The sequence below is a fragment of the uncultured Nisaea sp. genome, from assembly GCF_963974195.1.
In the GTDB taxonomy this organism is placed as follows: Bacteria; Pseudomonadota; Alphaproteobacteria; order Thalassobaculales; family Thalassobaculaceae; genus Nisaea.
Genome location: NZ_CAXBDC010000002.1, coordinates 96113 through 109403 on the forward strand (window position 1 = coordinate 96113; position 13291 = coordinate 109403).

A 13291-nucleotide genomic window follows, 5' to 3' on the forward strand; every position below is an offset into this window, starting at 1 on the left:
CGTGGGAAATGTTGCCGAAGCGCCACCTGACAAGTCATGCCGCCACACCTGCGCGCCCGCGACGACAAGCGCACCGCCGTCAAAAGCCAGTGCGGAGGCCACGGCGCCCCCGGCATGCGCCCACCGCGCCGGAGACAGCCCAGAGAGGACCACACCGCCCAGCATGGCCAATGCTTGGCGTCGCCCGAGCGGAGATCCGGTCCTTGAGTGCTCGTTCATCATCGCTCTCCCCTCAGGCCACACGGATCACCCCCATCATCCCGCCCGCCTGATGCTCGAGGATGTGGCAGTGAAACATCCAGTCGCCAGGATTGTCGGCGACGAACGCGATCTCGACCCGTTCGCGCGGGGCCATCAGCACGGTGTCCTGCCATTCGCGATGTGCGGTGGGCGTGCCGTCGCGGCTGAGCACTCGGAAGGAATGGCCGTGCAGGTGGATCGGGTGGTGGAACGCCGTGGCGTTGGTCATGGCGATAACGTGGGAGGCATCGCGCTCCAGCGTCAGCATCGGGTCGAGGATATGGCCTTCGGCCGCCACGCCGTTGACAAACCAGATGCCGCTATCGTGCATTCGGTTCATCATACCCCTCATGCCGCGTCCGTTAGAAAGGCCCATCTTGCGCTCGACCATCCCGCCCATCATGCCTCCAGTGAAGGTCACCTCATGACGATGGGCGCGCCCGATGTTTGGTTCGGGGAGGTGGTTCGGGGCCAAATCCATGGACCAGTCGGGCTGCGCGTCGCGGAGCGGCGTCTCCGCTACCGTCAGATCGACGAGGGCATAGGCGTCCTTTGCGAAGAACCGGTCGATGACGGAGACCGTCGCACCCGGCTCGGTGGTTACGTCGATCATCAGGTCTGCGCGCATGGCCGGACCGAGGACCAGCCGCCCGCCGGGCACCGAGTGCGGCGCGACCGGTTGGCCGTCGAGCGCGATCACTTGCGGCGCAAGATTACCAAAATCGAGCGCGAAAATGCGAGCATTGGCAGAATTGATCAGGCGGAGCCGGATCCGTTCCCCCGCTCGTACTGCCACCGCGTCGGGGACCCGACCGTTGATCGTCACCGTATTGCCTAGCCGTCCGCCGTGGCTCATATCGTGGAAGTCGCCGAAATCCGCAGCGATTGATGCATCCTGCGTCAGGCGCCAGTCATCGAGCACCCAGACCAGTTCACGGTCCACGCGCGGCGGGGTCGCTTCCTCGACAATCAGCGGGCCGTAGAGGCCTCGACCGACCTGCTCGAAGCTTCGCTGGTGCGGGTGATACCAGAACGTGCCGGCATCGACCGCGTCGAACTCGTAGACGAAGCTCTCGCCCGGCACGATCGGGGGTTGCGTCAGGTGCGGCACGCCGTCCATGGCGTTCGGCACCCGCAGTCCGTGCCAGTGAACCGTCGTGTCTTCGGCAAGTGCGTTGTCGACCACGATGCGGAGCCGCGCGCCTTGGCGCACCCGGATCTCGGGGCCGGGCACGGTGCCGCCATAGCACCAGATGTCGCTCTCGCCCCAGGGGTAGGGCGCCAAACGCGCCCGACCCGGTGCCGCGCGCAGGGTGAAGATACCGGGCGTGTCAGCCCATGCGGGGCGCAGAGCAAATGCTGTGCCGGACGCGGCGCTGCCAGCCAGAAAGCCGCGGCGCGATAGCGTCGGTGATAATGCAGATCTCATGTATCTCTCTCATCTGATGCATGCCGTTGGTCTCGCGCACATGGCGCAAGGGCTGCGCGTCTCCTGGCGTCCGTCAGGGACTCAGAGAAGACGCGACGGTCGCACACCCGCCCTCGCGGGAGGTGTGTCGTCGGATCAGATGAAGGGTCGAGGAGGAAATGGGTCCGGCGGCGCGCGCAGCCCGCGAGGAGTCGTCATGCCGAGAAGGCGGTCCTGACGCAGCAATGGTGCTGCGGGCTGCGCGATGTCCACGCCTTTCAAGACGGCCGTGACAGGCGCCGTACAAACAAGGTCGCATAGCGTGTTCGCATCGCTGTCGCCGTCCTCGGGGCAACCCTGACAGTCGGGCATCGACATCTCGCCGCCCTCAGACATCGCGATGTCCAACGCCATCGCGTTCGCACTCACCGCGTGCGTGACCGTGCCTAGGGCAAGAAGCGCCACTAAGGCTGAAAGAAAGATGGCTCGGACCTGCGACATGTTTAGAAGATGGCTTCGCAGAAGGCATTTATCCAGCCACTTTTTTGTGATGGGCCCCCGTGTCATCCTCGGCCGGCGGCAAACGCGCGCCCGGATCAGCATGACGCGGTCTCTTGTGGGACCGCCATCTCGCGCGGTCCAGTCGAGGCCGCCCGCTCGTCCATGACAGGGCGCAAGCGGCGCAGGCGCAGCGCGTTCGACAGAACGAAGACCGAGCTTAGGGCCATCGCCCCGGCCGCCAGAACCGGCGACAATAGCTGCCCGAAAGCCGGGTAAAGCACGCCCGCCGCCACTGGGATCAACGCTGTGTTGTAGCCGAAGGCCCAGAAAAGGTTCTGCCGGATGTTGCGCATCGTATGGCGGGAGACCTGAAATGCGTTCACGATGCCTCGCAGATCACCCGACATCAGCACGACATCGGCGGATTCGATGGCGATGTCGGTCCCGGTCCCGATCGCGATACCGACATCCGCATGGGCCAGCGCGGGCGCATCGTTGATCCCGTCGCCAACGAAGGTCACGCGCGCGCCGCCCTCGCGTAGACTGTCGAGCGCCGCAATCTTGCCATCCGGCAGCACGCCCGCGATTACCGTGTCTATCCCGACCTCCCGAGCGATGGCCTCCGCCGTTTCGCGCTTGTCGCCGGTGACCATCGTCACGCGCAATCCCGCCGCATGCAGTGCGCGGATCGCCCTGGCACTCGACGGTTTGACCGGGTCCGCCACGGCGATCACCGCTGCTACTCGCCCGTCGATTGCAGCGTAAAGCGAGGTGCGGCCCTTTGCAGCGAGATCGGCCTCTGCCCTAGCAAGGTTACCGGGATCCAGCTCCTCGCGCGCCATCAAGCGGTCCGCCCCAACCAGCACGTCACGTCCCGATACGCGGGCACGCACACCATAGCCGGTGATCGATTCGAACTCCTCCACCTTGGCGCGCGCGGCCCCCTCAACCTGCGCTGCGCGGGTGATTGCCTTGGCAACGGGATGTTCGGACTGGCTCTCAACCGCAGCGATCAACGACAAGACTTCATCGTGCTCAAACCCGTCTGCCAGCACCAAATCGGTCATTTCAGGACGCCCTTCGGTCACTGTGCCTGTCTTGTCTAGCGCCACCACATCGACGGACGCCAGCGCCTGCAGCGCGTCGCCCTTGCGAAACAGCACTCCCATTTCCGCCGCGCGCCCGGTACCCACCATGATCGAGGTTGGCGTGGCTAGTCCCATAGCGCAGGGGCAGGCAATGATCAGCACCGATACCCCGGCCACCAGCGCCAGCGTCACGTCGTGGTCCGGCCCGACCGTCAGCCATATCGCTACGGTGATCGCGGCCACGGCCATGACGGCCGGCACGAACCACGACGTGATCCGGTCGACCAACCCCTGAATCGGCAACTTGCCGCCCTGCGCCTCTTCGACCATTCGGATGATCTGCGCTAGGGTCGTATCCGTGCCCACCCTCATCGTGCGAATGTGCAGGCTACCCGATCCATTGACCGTGCCGCCCGTTACCGCGTCGCCCTCGGCCTTGGCCACCGGTACGGGTTCACCGGTGATCATGCTCTCATCGACATATGCCTCGCCGCTCAAAACCTCACCGTCCAGCGCGATGCGCTCGCCTGGGCGCACTAGCAGGATGTCGCCAACGCTAATACCGTCAATCTCGACCTCCTCCGCCTCTCCATCGCGGATCACGCGGGCCGTGCGGACCTGAAGCCCCAACAGCCGCTCGATAGCTGCCCCGGTCCGACCCTTGGCGCGCGCCTCAAGCCACCTGCCTAGAAGGATCAGCACGACGATCACCGCCGCCGCTTCGAAATAAACCGCGCGCACAGCCTCGGGCAGAAGGCCAGGCAGGAATGTAGCGACCACCGAATAAGCCCAAGCAGCACCAGTGCCGACCGCGACAAGGCTGTTCATATCCGGCGCCCCTCGCAGCAGCGCGGGAATGCCCTTGGCAAAGAAAACCCACCCCGGTCCCCCGAGGATGATCGTTGTCAGCGCGAACTGGAAATACCAGCTTACCTGCTGCCCGATCGCGCCAGTTATCAGCTCATGCACCCCAGGAATCAAATGACTGCCCATTTCGATCACGAAGACCGGCAGCGCCAGCAGGGCGGCGATCATGGTCTTGCGGGAGATCAGCCGAGCATCTTCCTCCTTGCGTGCCGCTGCCGAGATGCCCTCGCTCGTCTTTGCCAGCTCCGCCGGAAAACCAGCCGCGCGCGTCGCGGTCAAAAGATCTTGTGGGTTCACGACTCCCTCGGCAACCGTCACCACTGCGCTCTCTGCGGCGAGGTTTACGTTGACGTCCAGAACGCCGGACAATGCGCCGAGAGCGCGATCCACCCGGCCAACGCAAGAGGCACAGGACATCGATGTAAGGGTCAGTTTCACGGTCCGGGTCCGCAGCGGATAGCCAATGCCTCCAAGTGCTGTAGCGACCTGATTTAAATCGACACCCTCCGTGATATCCAATTGCGCGGCCCCATTGGCTAGGTTGACCGAGGCATTCGTCACCCCATTCACATCCGCCAAAGTTCTTTCGACCCGCCCCACGCAAGACGCGCATGTCATGCCCTCAATAGCAATCTTGATATGCTGCGCATCCATTGATACCGGCCTTCCATCTCGTGTTGTTTTTCACACATAGGGGTTCCTGTAGGGGGAAGGTCAAGGTAGCAAAGCCCGGGAGGCTTCTGTTGCCCAATTCTCTTATGACTAGGCCGTGGACTCATTAACGCGTAGCCAATCCCGGATGGCAGCGAGCTTGACGAAGGCAAGGAAGTTGGCTGCGTGTTTCTCATATCGCGTAGCGATGCGCCGACAGTGCTTCATCCTGTTGAAGAACCGCTCAACGTGATTTCGATGACGCAAGAGATACGGACTGAAGCAGATCGGATCGCGCCGGTTCCGACGGGGCGGGATGTTCGCCCAGCATCCACGTGAACTCACGAACGTTCTTATCTCGGTCGCGTCCTAAGCCTCGTCGGCGAGAACCATTCCGCCGCTCGGTAGGCCTTCAAGTAGAGCACATGCCATCAGACTGTGATGCTGCTGACCGCCAGTAATCATAACTTGGAGCGGCAGTCCGTTCGCATCGACAACGGCGTGGATTTTGGTCGTCAGCCCTCCACGCGAACGTCCAAAGCCTTCGCTGGCACTATTCGGGATGCAACTTGCGTGCTGATGAGCGCGGCCTATCGTGCTTCAATCATCTGCACCTCGGCATCGTCCCGATGCGATATGGCAGTCAGGATACGGTCCCAAACGCCTGCGTAACGCCAAAGCACGAAGCGATTGTAGCAGGTGGTGTAGGAGCCAGCTCTCGGGTAGATACGCCATGGCGCTCCCGACCTCAAGATCCAGAAAATGCCGTTCAGGACACGCCTGTCATCCACACGCGGGACGCTTCGCGGCATGCAAGGAAGGATTGGCGCTATCAACCGCTATTCGGCGTCGGAGAGGGCATGTCCCTTGTTCAAGACTCCCCTTCGGAGCTTGAATCACGCCGGCATGCCAAACTTCAATGTCTGCTTTGCCCCCAGGCACTGCGGCTTGGTCCGTTAGATCGACCGGTCGCTTCGCGCCCGAAATGCATGATTTCTGCAATGCAGCCACGGTCAGCTCATGGAAAGGTTGCTTGAGCCTCCTGCTGGTGGAAGGTCTAGCATCAAGCTCCAAGATTAATGATTTTAAGGGCACCTATGGAGATCACTGATCAAACGCTGCTGCTTGCATTCGGCCTTGGGTTACTTGGCTTTATCGAACCCTGCACTATCGGCGCACATATGCTTTTTCTGGGAGGCCAGAGAATCCGCCCGATGGGTCAGCGGATCAGCGCAGCTTTCATCTTTCTTCTGGCACGGCTCGTCGTGATGGGCGGATTCGGTGGCTTGATCGTCGTGCTGGGCCAGCGCCTTATCGAGGTGCAGACCGGTGCGTGGCTAGCTTTCGGCGCAATTTATCTTGGCTTTGGGTTTGCGATACTCGCGGGATGGGACAAAATAATGCGCCACCGCATCGGGTTAGCGCCTGAACGATGGAAGATTGCCTCCAACCCGCTGCTTCAGGGACTGGCGTTCGGCCTGAACATTCCCGCCTGCGCAGCACCAATCCTTTTTGGGCTTATCGGCACAGCGACCGTCAGCGGGTCGGCCACGACTGGTTTTCTTATGATGGGGGTCTTTGCGCTAGCGCTGTCGCTCCCACTCCTACCGCTCTCCGTAGTTCCCGGTCTTGCCCGGCCCCTTGATCGGCTTTCGGACTGGTTGCGACCGCGTCGCTGGCTACTGGGCATGATCTTCATAGGGCTAGGTATCTGGTCAATTTGGTTTGGCCTGTTCGTAGAACCTGTGGATTGGAGTGGGACGTGACCCCCCGCCGCCGCTTTTGGCATGTGGCGGGCGCAGGCACTGCATTCCAGGCTGGTTCGGCAGCGGTGGACAGCGCAACAGTGATGTCGGCGCTGGTCTACCAACTGACGGGCAGCGCTGTCGCCGTCGGAGCGGTTTCGACGATCCTGCGACTCGGCTGGCTTCTCCCTCAACTCTTCGTTGGCTATTTCGCCGGTCGTGGTGCTTCCTCCATGCCGTTCTATGTCGTGGGCGCGTTTGGACGAACGGCGGCCATTGCCATGCTCGCAATCGCACTCTGGCTCGGCGCGAAATTCGGCGGGACCTACGCAGCGCTCGGTACAGTGACACTTGTGCTGTGGGTACTGTATGCCTTCCTCAGTGGTATTGTCGGCGTTCCCTACAACGATATTGTTGCCCCGTCCGTTCCGTCGGAACGCCGGAGCCGGATGCTTTCAATCCGCTTCTTCGGTGGAGGGATTGTTGCACTTCTTGTCGCCGCGTTGGCAGACAAACTGTTCCGGACGCTCGACTTCCCGATCTCCTATTCCGCAGTGCTGGGGATCGCGGCGAGCCTGATGTTGGTGTCGTCTTTCATTTTCACTGCGATGGGAGAGCCCGAACAGACAATGCCTACCAAAGCGGCCACAAGTTTCACGGCCTATCTGCGAGAGGGGGCCGTGACGTTTCGAGACGATCCAGTGTTCCGCCGCTTCGTTTTTGCACAATGGTGCGGCGGCGCGGTTCTCATTGCCGCTCCATTTTTTATCGTCGCGGCCAACAGGCTTGGGGTAGGTTTGGAAAACGTGGCGCTTTTGCTCGGTGCCCAGACCGTGGGAGCGCTTGCGGGAAATCCGTTATGGGGCTGGTGGGGCGATAGCCGGGGCAAATTGAGCCTTATGCGCGGGATCGCAGTTGCCCGCATGGCTCCGCAAATTGCACTTCTGGTTCTTCTGCTGATACCCGTGCCGCCGGAGGCAGCCATGCCGGTTCTGCTCGTCGTATTCTTCGTTCTCGGCGCATTGGCGAATGGCTTGACGATTGCGGTCATCGGACTGCTGATGGAGATATCGCCGGACGACCGACGCCCTGCCTATAGCGGGTATTTCAACGCGCTGACGGCACCCGCTTTCGTTCTCCCGCTTGTCGGAGGTTTAGCCGTCGCCTCCTTGGGAACATGGATCGTATTCGCGACTGCGCTAGCTGCTGCAATCGGTCAAGCCACGTTTCTTGTGCGCATCGACGTAAGAGAATGAAGGAGATAGACGGGTCTACTCGGCTATCCGGATGAGAAGCGGACATGCGGCCAATGTCTGGAAAGTCCGCAATGCTGACCTACGCGATTGATTGATCGTCTTCGAAGGTTCCGCCGAAAGCGGTCATCTGCGCTCGCTCGTTTATGAGTACACGCCCTATACTATGCTTGGCTTGGTGAACGCTCGTGCCGCCCTGCCTCACCCTGAGCAGCACGACAGCTTCGCTACGTCTTTGTCGAAGGTTTGCGCAGCGAGTTTCAGGCCTTCTACTGTCGTGAGATAGGGGAAGATCGTCTCACCAAGCGCCTTGGTCGTCATCCTCGCCTTCAGCGCCATCGCGAGCGTCTGGATGCTGTCCGCTCCCTCCGGCGCCATGATCACACCTCCCAGCAGGCGGTTGGTCGCCTGGTCCGCAACGAGCTTGATCAGGCCCCGCGTGTCGCGGGCGGCGAGCGCGCGGGGCACGTTGTCGAGCGACAGCTCGCTCGTCATGACGTCATATCCTGCCGCACGCGCCTGCTCCTCTGTCAACCCGACTCCCGCGACCTGCGGATCGGTGAACACAACCCAGGGCATCGCGGCGTTGTCGTAGCGCTCCGCCCCGCCTAGCACGGCGTTGCGAGACGCGAGCTTGGCGCCGTAAGCGGCCATGTAGACGAACTGGTCGCGGTCCGTGACGTCACCCGCAGCGAAGATCCCGGGCTGCGTCGTCTGCATGTCGTCGCCAACCCGGATTGCACCGCGTGCGTCGGTCTCGATGCCTATCTCCGCGAGGCCCAGTTCCTCGGTGTTGGGTACACGTCCCGTCGTCAGAACAAGACGGTCAGCCATCAGATCGAGCTCGGCCCCGTCCACCGTCACGGTCAGGACTGCACGGTCCCCGTTGCGTCGCGCGGTATCGTAGGTCGCGCCGTCAAGAACCGTGACACCCTCAGCGCGCAAAGTCGCCGTGAGCACTTCTGACACTTCCGGCTCGGTGCGCGGCAAGAGGCGCGAGCGGCAGACGATGGTGACGCGGGCGCCCATCCGAGCCATCATCTGTGCGAGTTCGACACCGATATAGCCACCGCCGAGGAAGATCAGGCTGTCGGGCAACTGTTCCAACTTCAGAAGCGATGTGCTGTCAAGCGTGGGGGCGTCTTGGATGCCGGGGATATCGGGCACGGCCGGGCGCCCGCCGGTGGCGACAATTACCCTGGGTGCCGTGAACTTACGACCGGCGACCTCGACTCCGCCGGGGACGAGCCGCGCGTGACCCTCGTCAATGTAAGTCACGTCCTCGTATGCCGGCAGCAGGTCGGCATATTTTTTCTTGCGCAGTGTCGAAACGAGATCGTCCTTGGCGGTGACATGCGCTGCCCAGTCGGCGACATGCGCCTCGCCATGCAGGCCCGGGAACCGATGCGCCGACTGGGCACCATGCAGGGCTTCCGCAGCGCGTATCATTGTTTTCGAGGGCACGCAGCCGACGTTCACGCAGGTGCCGCCGATGGTGCCATGCCCAATCAGAGCGACGCGCTTGCCGCCCTCGGCCGCGGTGATTGCGGCCGAGAAGCCAGCGGAACCAGCGCCGATCACGGCAAGGTCGTATGTGTTCTTCTGTCTGTTGGTTGTGCTGCAGTCGGCCATGTCAGGCTTTTTCCTTAGAGGTTTGCTTTGCTTTGATTTGAGCAACAGGCCGCCGCACGCTGCCGCCGCCAGAGGCCGTAGGCCATCATTGCCAGAAAGACCGCGAGCGTCGGAAACAGCACGTAGTCGATCCAGCCGAGCCAGGCCGACAGACCGACGACGCCGAGTGCTATGACGAGCACCGGCGTGAAGCAGCAAATGGCAGCGATTACCGAGCCTGCGATGCCCGTTTTCAGTATGGTTGCGTCTTTCATCGGTCCCTGCCTAACCCTTAACCGAGGCGGGGTAGCCCGCATTGGCCGAAGCTGCGGCAATGGCTTCGATCGTGGTGACCGACGGATCGAATGCAACCGTTGCTGTCTTCGCCGCGTAGTCAATCTTGACCGATCGCACGCCTCTGACCTGTTCCATCGCCTTTTTTACCGTGACCGGGCAGAGTGCACAGGTCATGTTCTCGACCGCGAAGGTCGCCGACTGAACCGTGGCCACCTGGGCGGCCGCGGACTGCGCTGAAGCGGAAGAGACAGTCGTAAAGCTGAAGCCCCCAAGTCCGCCGAGAGCGAGCACGGCGGCCGCGAGAATGAGGGACCGTTTCATATCGTTTGCTCCTTAGTAGAAGAGTGGCGCCCACCAGTTGATTGTCAGAGCCAAAAGGACCAGCGCAGTCGCCAGCCAGAGAGCAGTTTTGGTGATGAGGGAGGATTGCGGTTTGGCGCAGCACGATCCATCGACGCAAGCAGGTTTGGCCTTCAAATATACCTGCCGAAAACCAAGCCCGATGAAGATGAGCGTCACCGCTGCAAAGTACGGCTTGTAAGGCTCCAGCGCCGTCAGCGTACTAATCCACGTCCCGGACACGCCCAGCATCAAAAGAGTAAGTGGCGCGATACAGCAGGTCGATGCCAAGATGGCGCCGATGATGCCTCCTGCCGCGAACCATCTTTTCTTGCGGTCCACAACGTCATCAGACTGAAGTGCCACTGGTTCCGCTCGTATGAGTGCCATCCGTCATCGTCCTCGCTATTGTTCTGATAATAAGGTAAGGTCTGTAGTAACTACAGGCTCAAGAGGTTTTCGACGCAATGACCGATCGCGTTGCTGGGAGAGGATTGAAGCGCGGGGCGCTGGCGCGGCGGACCGGCTGCAACCTGGAGACCATCCGCTACTACGAGAAAATCGACCTCATGCCAGCGCCGCCGCGCACCGCATCGGGCTACCGTGTCTATGATGAGCAGCACGTCGCGCGCTTACGCTTTATCCTGCGCGCCCGCGAACTGGGGTTTACTATTGAGGAAACCCGGGGACTGCTTGGCTTGGTAGATGGAGGAACCCAGACATGCGCGGAGGTGAAGGAGCGCACCTTGCGCCACCTTGCCGATGTGCGAGCGAAAATCGCCGATCTCCAAAGGATCGAGCGGGTGCTCGCAACGACCGCAGCGTCTTGTAGTGGCGACGATGTCCCTAAATGTCCGGTATTGGAAGCACTCGCTTCATAATCGTGAGCTACTCGGCTGCGACTGTCACCGTCTCTCGCGTCGCCTTCCGCCTTGGTGCAGTTGTCAGGCCGCCTCTCTTAAAGCGTCCCGGTTATCCTCGAAAACCATAGAAAAATACAAATCCCGTTGAGCATGGCTTGCCATGCGAATAAGGCAGGGGACAGCCTAAAGTGGCGTGTGGGGGTATAAGAGATTATTCGAGTGGGACCACCACACCTATCCTGCCAACGGGACAAGAGATAATTAGAGATTTGGGGGCAACTTCAATAATCACCAATAATTTTGACAGGGAACCATCAATATTTTCCCATAATCTCCGATAATTTCTCATAACATCGAGAATCATCAATAATTTCCAATAATCTTCGATAATCTCCAATAATTTTCCGGTCGATCTTCAATAATTATTGGAGATCACTCAGATAGGCAAAAATCAGAGTGGATGACTTCGATTTCAGCACCGCATAGTGAGCTGAAGCGGCGCGCGGGCCTTCTGTTCAGCATATGTCATGTCAGGAGTCTGTGCGTGGGGGAGACGCAAACACTAACTCGCTCAAGGGTGGTTTGTCCGCGAGCGCTTGCGATTGCGGATTACGCGTCCGGACCAGGGGGACGGTCGCGACGAGCGAAGCGAGAACCACCCGTATTCCAGGTCAGGCAGATGTGCATAAAACCGGGTCTGATTACGCACTTTCTGTAATCCGCTCCCCATCCATGAAAGACAAAAAAAGAAAGCCTCAATCGCGTAAGACGGGGCTGCGGGAGAGTGCCGGTAACAACAAAAGCGGCCCCCCGAAGGGAGCCGCCGTCTGTCAGTTATAGCACCGGATCATCGCGCCCGGGTTTGTGGGGAGCCGCTATTCAGCGGCTTCCAGAAATTGGACTTCTTCCCCGTCGCTCGATTCTTCAACAGCGTCCGGATCGATGGCGGGGAAGGCCATGATCGGGTCCATCCAATTCTTTGCCATGTTGGCCCGCTCGGCTGGTGTATCTGACGGCACCGCACGGAACCACCCGGTGAGAAGTGCAACCAGATCGCCTTTTTTGGACTTGGCGACGGATTTTTCGCTGAGAGCAACCCCGCTCTCTACGGCAATTTCCTTCAGCCGGTCGGACTTATACCGTTTCAGGAATGTTTCGTCGGGAAGGTAGCTATCCCGCACGTCCGCGTTGACATCGATGGCGACAAGATTGTGCTCGTTTTCTTCTGTCTTGATCCCGTCCCCGGGCTGGTGGAACGTCACTGTAACGAGCAGTGAGTGAAGCCCTTCCAGCTCTTCATCCGTGAGGGACCGGATAACCTTGAAGATCGCGGCCTTGTCGCCTGAGAGTTTGAACAGCGCCCGAATAGGCTCTGTAATTTCGCCTTCTTCCGGATAATAGGCCGAGCGCAAGGCCGACAAACCGGCATCTCGGAACTTCGTCAGGAACGCGGCGGCGATCTCCTCGATGCTGTTCAGCATATCGCTGCCATAGTGATCTTGGAGACGGGGAGACGGCGCAAGGGAGACTTGGTTCTGAAACCCGGTCATGCATTGCAGCACTGCGACTTCAAGCACCTTGCGCCGATTGGTGATGAGATTCCGCTGAACCGCAATGGTTCGCAACTCGGCGGCGTGCTCAAGCTGTGCTTTCGTATATCGCGGCTTCGTTTCCGCAATACCGCCCGATCCGCTGACCTTCTTCGCTTTAACCATGCCGTCGAGGATCGTTACCCGGCCGTTCTGGTTCTTCATGATGACAGTCGTCGGCTCCTCGCCCTCCTCCGCTTTCCGGTACTTGTCCAGCACCATGTACCAATCGTGGCCCGGCTCCAGGACGATCAGCCCGTCTGCTTCGAATGCCGCTTTCTTCTTGTCATAGGCTGCGTTCTGAAGCGCCGTAAATTGGTCAACGTCTGCGAAATGCCGGTCTGCATTGTCGCTGAAGAGGTCCTGAAGGTAGCCGCCCGTGTAATCTGCGAGGTCGAAGATCGCCATATCGGCGGTCGGCTTCTTGAAGAAATACATCCGGGCCGCGTACTCGCTATTACCCGCGTTGTTGTCTTCAAGATATTTGAAATAGGCGGCTTGCTCCTCGGTGGTGACAGAGGCCAAATGCTTGGCTTCCCTGAGACACATATCTCCGGCCCGGATCATTTCCTTCGCTTGATCAACAAGACTTCCAAGCGCGATATGACGCCGGACGTATATCTCAGTTACACCGAACTTCTCCGCGATCTGCGCGATACTCATGCCGCCGTCACGTAAGCGGGTGAATGCCTCGCACGCATCGATAGGGTCGAGGTCTTCCCGCTGATGGTTTTCAGCAAGGGCGATTTCCTCAAGGACAGCTCCCGTCTCTGTCCGGACTGATACCGGAACCGGGAATGTGTCGTCTGCCTTGCCTTCCTTGATCAGAAGCTCGATGG

10 protein-coding genes and 2 pseudogenes are annotated in these 13291 nt (G+C 60.4%); 3 read left to right on the forward strand and 9 right to left on the reverse strand.

The window, feature by feature from the left end:
• Positions 1–232 precede the first annotated feature (232 nt).
• From AAC126_RS01180 to AAC126_RS01195, 4 genes and pseudogenes are all read right to left on the reverse strand, one after another.
• Positions 233–1669 carry a multicopper oxidase family protein gene (locus AAC126_RS01180; protein ID WP_339849082.1) on the reverse strand — a complete coding sequence of 479 codons (1437 nt, stop codon included), beginning with the start codon at positions 1667–1669 and terminating at the stop codon, positions 233–235.
• Positions 1670–1804: 135 nt separating this feature from the next.
• The gene (locus AAC126_RS01185; protein ID WP_339849085.1) at positions 1805–2251 is read right to left on the reverse strand and encodes a hypothetical protein; all 447 of its coding nucleotides are present in this window, start codon (positions 2249–2251) and stop codon (positions 1805–1807) included.
• Positions 2245–4758 (reverse strand): heavy metal translocating P-type ATPase, encoded by a 2514-nt coding sequence (locus AAC126_RS01190; RefSeq protein ID WP_339849088.1) that lies wholly within the window; start codon positions 4756–4758, stop codon positions 2245–2247. The genes AAC126_RS01185 and AAC126_RS01190 overlap by 7 nt, the downstream gene beginning before the upstream one ends.
• A 108-nt stretch (positions 4759–4866) precedes the next feature.
• Positions 4867–5567: pseudogene (locus AAC126_RS01195) on the reverse strand (IS5 family transposase).
• A 285-nt stretch (positions 5568–5852) separates the two neighbouring features.
• Here AAC126_RS01195 and AAC126_RS01200 point away from each other — a divergent pair.
• Together AAC126_RS01200 and AAC126_RS01205 are read left to right on the forward strand one after the other, a co-directional pair.
• On the forward strand, positions 5853–6521 hold the full coding sequence (locus AAC126_RS01200) for a cytochrome c biogenesis protein CcdA (RefSeq protein ID WP_339849091.1): 669 nt from the start codon (positions 5853–5855) through the stop codon (positions 6519–6521).
• On the forward strand, positions 6518–7756 hold the full coding sequence (locus AAC126_RS01205) for an MFS transporter (protein ID WP_339849094.1): 1239 nt from the start codon (positions 6518–6520) through the stop codon (positions 7754–7756). The genes AAC126_RS01200 and AAC126_RS01205 overlap by 4 nt, the downstream gene beginning before the upstream one ends.
• Positions 7757–7954: 198 nt before the next feature.
• Here AAC126_RS01205 and merA read toward each other — a convergent pair whose 3' ends face one another.
• From merA to AAC126_RS01225, 4 genes are read right to left on the reverse strand one after another with little or no spacing between them, the layout of a single operon-like run.
• On the reverse strand, positions 7955–9385 hold the full coding sequence (gene merA / locus AAC126_RS01210) for a mercury(II) reductase (RefSeq protein ID WP_339849096.1): 1431 nt from the start codon (positions 9383–9385) through the stop codon (positions 7955–7957).
• 14 nt (positions 9386–9399) lie between these two features.
• Positions 9400–9639: a mercury resistance system transport protein MerF gene (gene merF, locus AAC126_RS01215; RefSeq protein ID WP_339849098.1), complete on the reverse strand. Its 240-nt coding sequence runs from the start codon at positions 9637–9639 to the stop codon at positions 9400–9402.
• A gap of 10 nt (positions 9640–9649) precedes the next feature.
• The gene (locus AAC126_RS01220) at positions 9650–9982 is read right to left on the reverse strand and encodes a cation transporter (RefSeq protein WP_339849101.1); all 333 of its coding nucleotides are present in this window, start codon (positions 9980–9982) and stop codon (positions 9650–9652) included.
• Between the two features lie 12 nt (positions 9983–9994).
• A complete protein-coding gene (locus AAC126_RS01225; protein ID WP_339849104.1) occupies positions 9995–10390 on the reverse strand; it encodes a mercuric transporter MerT family protein in 396 nt (131 codons plus the stop codon).
• 77 nt (positions 10391–10467) lie between these two features.
• Here AAC126_RS01225 and AAC126_RS01230 point away from each other — a divergent pair, with 77 nt between their 5' ends.
• Positions 10468–10881, forward strand: coding sequence for a helix-turn-helix domain-containing protein (locus AAC126_RS01230; protein WP_339849107.1), 414 nt, complete (start codon positions 10468–10470; stop codon positions 10879–10881).
• Positions 10882–11738: 857 nt separating this feature from the next.
• Here AAC126_RS01230 and AAC126_RS01235 read toward each other — a convergent pair.
• Positions 11739–13291: pseudogene (locus tag AAC126_RS01235) on the reverse strand (hypothetical protein); the annotation flags it as partial.

Excerpts from the sequence above, each read along its gene's own strand:
- AAC126_RS01185 (WP_339849085.1), bottom strand. The coding sequence starts at position 2,251 with ATGCTGATCCGGGCGCGCGTTTGCCGCCGGCCGAGGATGACACGGGGG.
- merF (WP_339849098.1), bottom strand. The coding sequence starts at position 9,639 with ATGAAAGACGCAACCATACTGAAAACGGGCATCGCAGGCTCGGTAATC.
- AAC126_RS01200 (WP_339849091.1), top strand. The coding sequence starts at position 5,853 with ATGGAGATCACTGATCAAACGCTGCTGCTTGCATTCGGCCTTGGGTTA.
- AAC126_RS01230 (WP_339849107.1), top strand. The coding sequence starts at position 10,468 with ATGACCGATCGCGTTGCTGGGAGAGGATTGAAGCGCGGGGCGCTGGCG.
- AAC126_RS01225 (WP_339849104.1), bottom strand. The coding sequence starts at position 10,390 with ATGGCACTCATACGAGCGGAACCAGTGGCACTTCAGTCTGATGACGTT.
- AAC126_RS01190 (WP_339849088.1), bottom strand. The coding sequence starts at position 4,758 with ATGGATGCGCAGCATATCAAGATTGCTATTGAGGGCATGACATGCGCG.
- merA (WP_339849096.1), bottom strand. The coding sequence starts at position 9,385 with ATGGCCGACTGCAGCACAACCAACAGACAGAAGAACACATACGACCTT.
- AAC126_RS01180 (WP_339849082.1), bottom strand. The coding sequence starts at position 1,669 with ATGAGATCTGCATTATCACCGACGCTATCGCGCCGCGGCTTTCTGGCT.
- AAC126_RS01220 (WP_339849101.1), bottom strand. The coding sequence starts at position 9,982 with ATGAAACGGTCCCTCATTCTCGCGGCCGCCGTGCTCGCTCTCGGCGGA.